Genomic DNA, 3,992 nt, shown 5'->3' on the forward strand with positions numbered 1-3,992 from the left:
AATGATAGGTATAGACATTATTGAGATAAAAAGAATAAAAACAGCCTTGACGCGTACTCCGTCTTTTTTGGAAAAAGCCTTTACAGAATATGAACGGGAATATTACCAAAAAAAAGGCTGCAAAGTTCAAACTCTTGCAGGAATTTTTTGTGCAAAAGAAGCGTTTGTTAAGGCGTTAAAGACAGGCTTTGTAGAGATTAACTTAAAAGACATAGAAATTAGACATACATCTACAGGAAGTCCATATCTAGTCTTTTATAACAAAGCCCAAGAATTGATGCAAGATATGATAGCAGAAATAAGCATATCTCACAGCCAAAACTATGCGACAGCAATATGTTTGATAAAAAAACGGGACTAAAAGTCCCGTATTTTTTTACCTAAAACACTAGATGAATTTTTAGTATTTTAAAATCTAGATATTATAATCCAAACTGTCTTATTATTCCTTTTGCCATTACATCGCCCATTTCATAGGCTTGCGCCTGAATCAAATCGTATTGCGCTACGCCTTTTTCATATTCTTTGTTCAAAATCATAACAACGGCATCTTCCAATAACTCAAGGTGTTTAAATAACATATCGCGCCATTCTCTTTGACTCCAGTAAGGGTTAATCGAAGCCAATAATCTCGCGATCATTTCGGCGTTTTCAAACCAAAGTCTGCGTTGTCTGTCATATTCTTGTATGTCTGCAGCTTTTCCTGCGTCTACTAAGGCGGCTGCAATTAAAAGGTGGTCGGTTAGCAACTCGACAAATTCTTGTGTCGCACGGTTTCCATAAAACGGTCTTAAAACCATTCCAAAGTCTGAAGGGTTTCTTAGCAATCTTTGAGTTACAGCTTCTAGGTCAGGATTGTTAAAAATACTGCTTACAATAAACTGTCTGGTCCATAATACATGCTCATTCCAAAGCCTTCTCATGGTATAAAAAATATGTAATTGCGACGGGTTTAAGCATTTTTCTTCTGTATTGTAATTGGAATACATTATCTTTTCTCCTTATGTAAATAATCATTACATACTATGCATGTATATTTGTTTTTGCTAAAACAGGTTAGTCAAAACCTAATTATGATATAATAAATAAGGTGATTAAAATGTTTTTATACTCATCTTGCGAAATGAAAAATATTGACCGCTATAATGAAGAAGTTTTAGGCGTCAGCACCGTTACTTTAATGGGCAGGGCAGGCAAGGCTTTGGCTGATGCTGTAAAGACATTAAATAAAAAGAACATTGCAATTGTTTGCGGTCCTGGCAATAACGGTGGAGATGGATTGGCGGCTGCGGAATATTTGGTAGATTTTTATAATGTAGATGTGTTTTTGACAGGCGAAATAAATTCACAGGGTGCAAAATATTATCTTGATAGACTTGAACAAAAAGGACAAAAAACTTTAAAAGCACAAGATCAGGATTTTTCAAAATATGAAGTAATAGTCGATGCCATTTTTGGAACAGGGCTAGCAAGAGAAATTAGCGGTATTTATAAGGATATTATTCAAGCAATTAACCAAAGCAATGCTTATATCATAAGCGCCGATATCCCTAGCGGATTAAATTCAGATAACGGTCTTATTCAAGGCGTATGTGTAAAAGCACACACTACGGTTACCTTTGTAGGATACAAGATAGGACATTTTTTTAATGACGGCGCTGATATGTGCGGCAACATTATACTTGACGATATCGGCGCAGTTATACCCGAAGGCGATTATATAGAAGTTCCAGACAATATCGTTTTGCCTAAAAGACCTAAGGCTTCGCATAAAGGCAATTATGCCAACATCAAAATAATTGCAGGAAGCGAGACTATGTGCGGTGCTGCTTATCTTGGGCTTAATTCGGCTCAGGCTGCACTTTTAAGCGGTGCAGGTTTGATAACGCTTGCAATTCCCGATTCGATTAAATGTGCTTATATGTCTAGAGTAACAGAAAACATGCTATATTTTTTATCTGATGATAAAAGTGGACACGTAATTTTTAATCAAAATGAAATTGACGAATTAATGAAAAAAACTGATGTTTTGATAATCGGCATGGGATTAGGACAAAGCCAAGAAGTGGGCAAAATAATAGATTATGTTATTAAAAACTATGCCATTACAGTGATAATAGATGCTGACGGGCTTAACAGTCTGAATAAAGACAGTCTAAAAAATACTAAGTGCCAAGTCATTTTGACTCCGCATATTGGAGAGTTTGCAAGACTTAATAAAAAAAGCATTGACGAAATTAAGAAAAACCCTATTGAATTGGCAAAACAGTTTTCAAAAGAATATAAAGTTATAACAGTTTTGAAAAGTAATTGCACAGTAATAACGGACGGTGATAAAGTGTTAGCTAATATAACGGGCACTCCAGCTCAAAGTAAAGGCGGCAGCGGAGATGTATTGTCTGGATGCATAGGCGCTTTGGTCAAAGTTTTGCCTGTTTTGCAAGCTTGCTATGCAGCGTGTTTTGTATGCGGTCAGGCTGCAATAAATGCCGAGCATCAAAAAGGCTCATATAGCGTACTAGCGTCAGATGTAATAAATAATATTCCTAATGTAATTAAGGATTTGATAGCTAAGTAGTATTAGGTTTGATGTTTTAATTGATATAAAAAACACGCAGTTTTATTGCGTGTTTTTTCTTTATTTTTGAGTTTTATTTTTTTCTATTTTCAAGATCTATTATTGAGTGAGTATCTGATCGGGATATTGGCTTCCAGCCTTTTATCTTAAACAAGGCACGATAAATAATATAGACATAGGTTGCAATATTAATAGGGAATGTAAAGATATAAAATATCTTTTTATATGCTGGAGCGATAATACGCTTCCAATCAAGAATGGTAACAACCAATGCTATAAAAGCCAAAATGGCGTAGAATATCCCTAAAAATATTAATAATTTGATTGCGACCGCAGATAATGAAATTTCAGGTGATATTATAGCCAAAAATATCTGAGCAATGGATGAACCAAGTCCCCATGTGATTGTAATCAAAGGTATGGGCAGTAATATGAGGTTGAGGTCATGTGCTGCAAATTGTCTTTTTGTAATCAAATTTTTAAAATATTTTAAGGAGAACAATTTCATGCATATATAATTGCCTCGTACCCATCTAACGCGCTGATTGATCATATCCTTAAATTTGGCAGGCTGTTCATCATAAAATACTGCATCAAAACATTGTATGATTTTTTGACCTTTTAAAACATTGGCATGAGAAAATTCCAAATCTTCGGTAAGTGTTGTATAAGGCCAGCCGCCCTGAGAAACAAGCAATTCATAATCGACATAAAAGCCTGTTCCGCTTATATGAGTTTGGGTATGTAACTTGGTTCTAGCGCGATGTTCAAGGCGTGATTGTTCCAAATAAATCATACCGCTGCCTGCTGCAATCCAGTTCTGTCCATAATTTTTGGGAGCACGGTATCCAGTGATGATTTTGTAGCCTTCGTTTACGGCATCATTCATTTTTATAACAAAATCTTTTGACAAAAGGTTGTCAGCATCAAACAAGAAAAATCCTTTATAATTGCGGTCTTTATATTCTGTAAAAATCTTATTTAGAACATAATTAAGTGCATAGCCTTTGCCCTTTTTTTCAGTATCAAACCTTTCATAGACTATTGCGCCAGCGTTCTTAGCAACTAGGGCAGTATTGTCAGTGCAGTTGTCAGCTATGACAAATATATCTATAAGCTCAGAAGGATAGTCTTGTTTTTTTATGCTGTCTATCAATTGTGCGATGACTTTTTGCTCATTTCGTGCAGGAATTAATACGCCATAACGATTAAGTTCAGATGCTTTTTTAAATCGTTTAGGGGGCAAGAAAACAGCAACAAAAAAATATATAATAAGATGAAAATTAAGCGCCAATAAGACGATGGTCATTATTAATGATACGAGGTCAATTGTTTTTAAAATTTCAGTCATTTTTTTCCTCAGTAATTTTTTCGTGTTTTAGATTTATAACATTTTTTTGGGCAATTATCAGCA

At 34.9% G+C, this 3,992-nt stretch carries 4 protein-coding genes; 2 read left to right on the forward strand and 2 right to left on the reverse strand.

All coding sequences use genetic code 11. From position 1 onward, the window contains the following. Positions 1 to 361 (forward strand): holo-ACP synthase (gene acpS / locus VIL26_07655; GenBank protein HEY8390802.1); only part of this gene is annotated, 361 nt, incomplete at its 5' end. A gap of 61 nt (positions 362 to 422) precedes the next feature. Here the strand turns inward: acpS and VIL26_07660 are convergent. Further along, complete coding sequence (locus VIL26_07660; protein HEY8390803.1) at positions 423 to 989, reverse strand: acetylglutamate kinase; 567 nt, start codon at positions 987 to 989, stop codon at positions 423 to 425. A gap of 110 nt (positions 990 to 1,099) precedes the next feature. On the opposite strand from VIL26_07660, the gene VIL26_07665 reads away from it, so the two are divergent. Further along, entirely contained in the window at positions 1,100 to 2,578 is a 1,479-nt protein-coding gene (locus VIL26_07665; GenBank protein ID HEY8390804.1) for an NAD(P)H-hydrate dehydratase, read from the forward strand. A 73-nt stretch (positions 2,579 to 2,651) separates the two neighbouring features. Here the strand turns inward: VIL26_07665 and VIL26_07670 are convergent, their stop codons facing one another. After that, positions 2,652 to 3,929, reverse strand: a complete 1,278-nt coding sequence (locus VIL26_07670; GenBank protein ID HEY8390805.1) for a glycosyltransferase family 2 protein — start codon at positions 3,927 to 3,929, stop codon at positions 2,652 to 2,654. Positions 3,930 to 3,992 lie beyond the last annotated feature (63 nt).

It is taken from the genome of Clostridia bacterium (assembly GCA_036562685.1).
Taxonomy (GTDB): domain Bacteria; phylum Bacillota; class Clostridia; order Christensenellales; family DUVY01; genus DUVY01.

Excerpts from the sequence above, each read along its gene's own strand:
- VIL26_07660 (HEY8390803.1), bottom strand. The coding sequence starts at position 989 with ATGTATTCCAATTACAATACAGAAGAAAAATGCTTAAACCCGTCGCAA.
- VIL26_07665 (HEY8390804.1), top strand. The coding sequence starts at position 1,100 with ATGTTTTTATACTCATCTTGCGAAATGAAAAATATTGACCGCTATAAT.
- VIL26_07670 (HEY8390805.1), bottom strand. The coding sequence starts at position 3,929 with ATGACTGAAATTTTAAAAACAATTGACCTCGTATCATTAATAATGACC.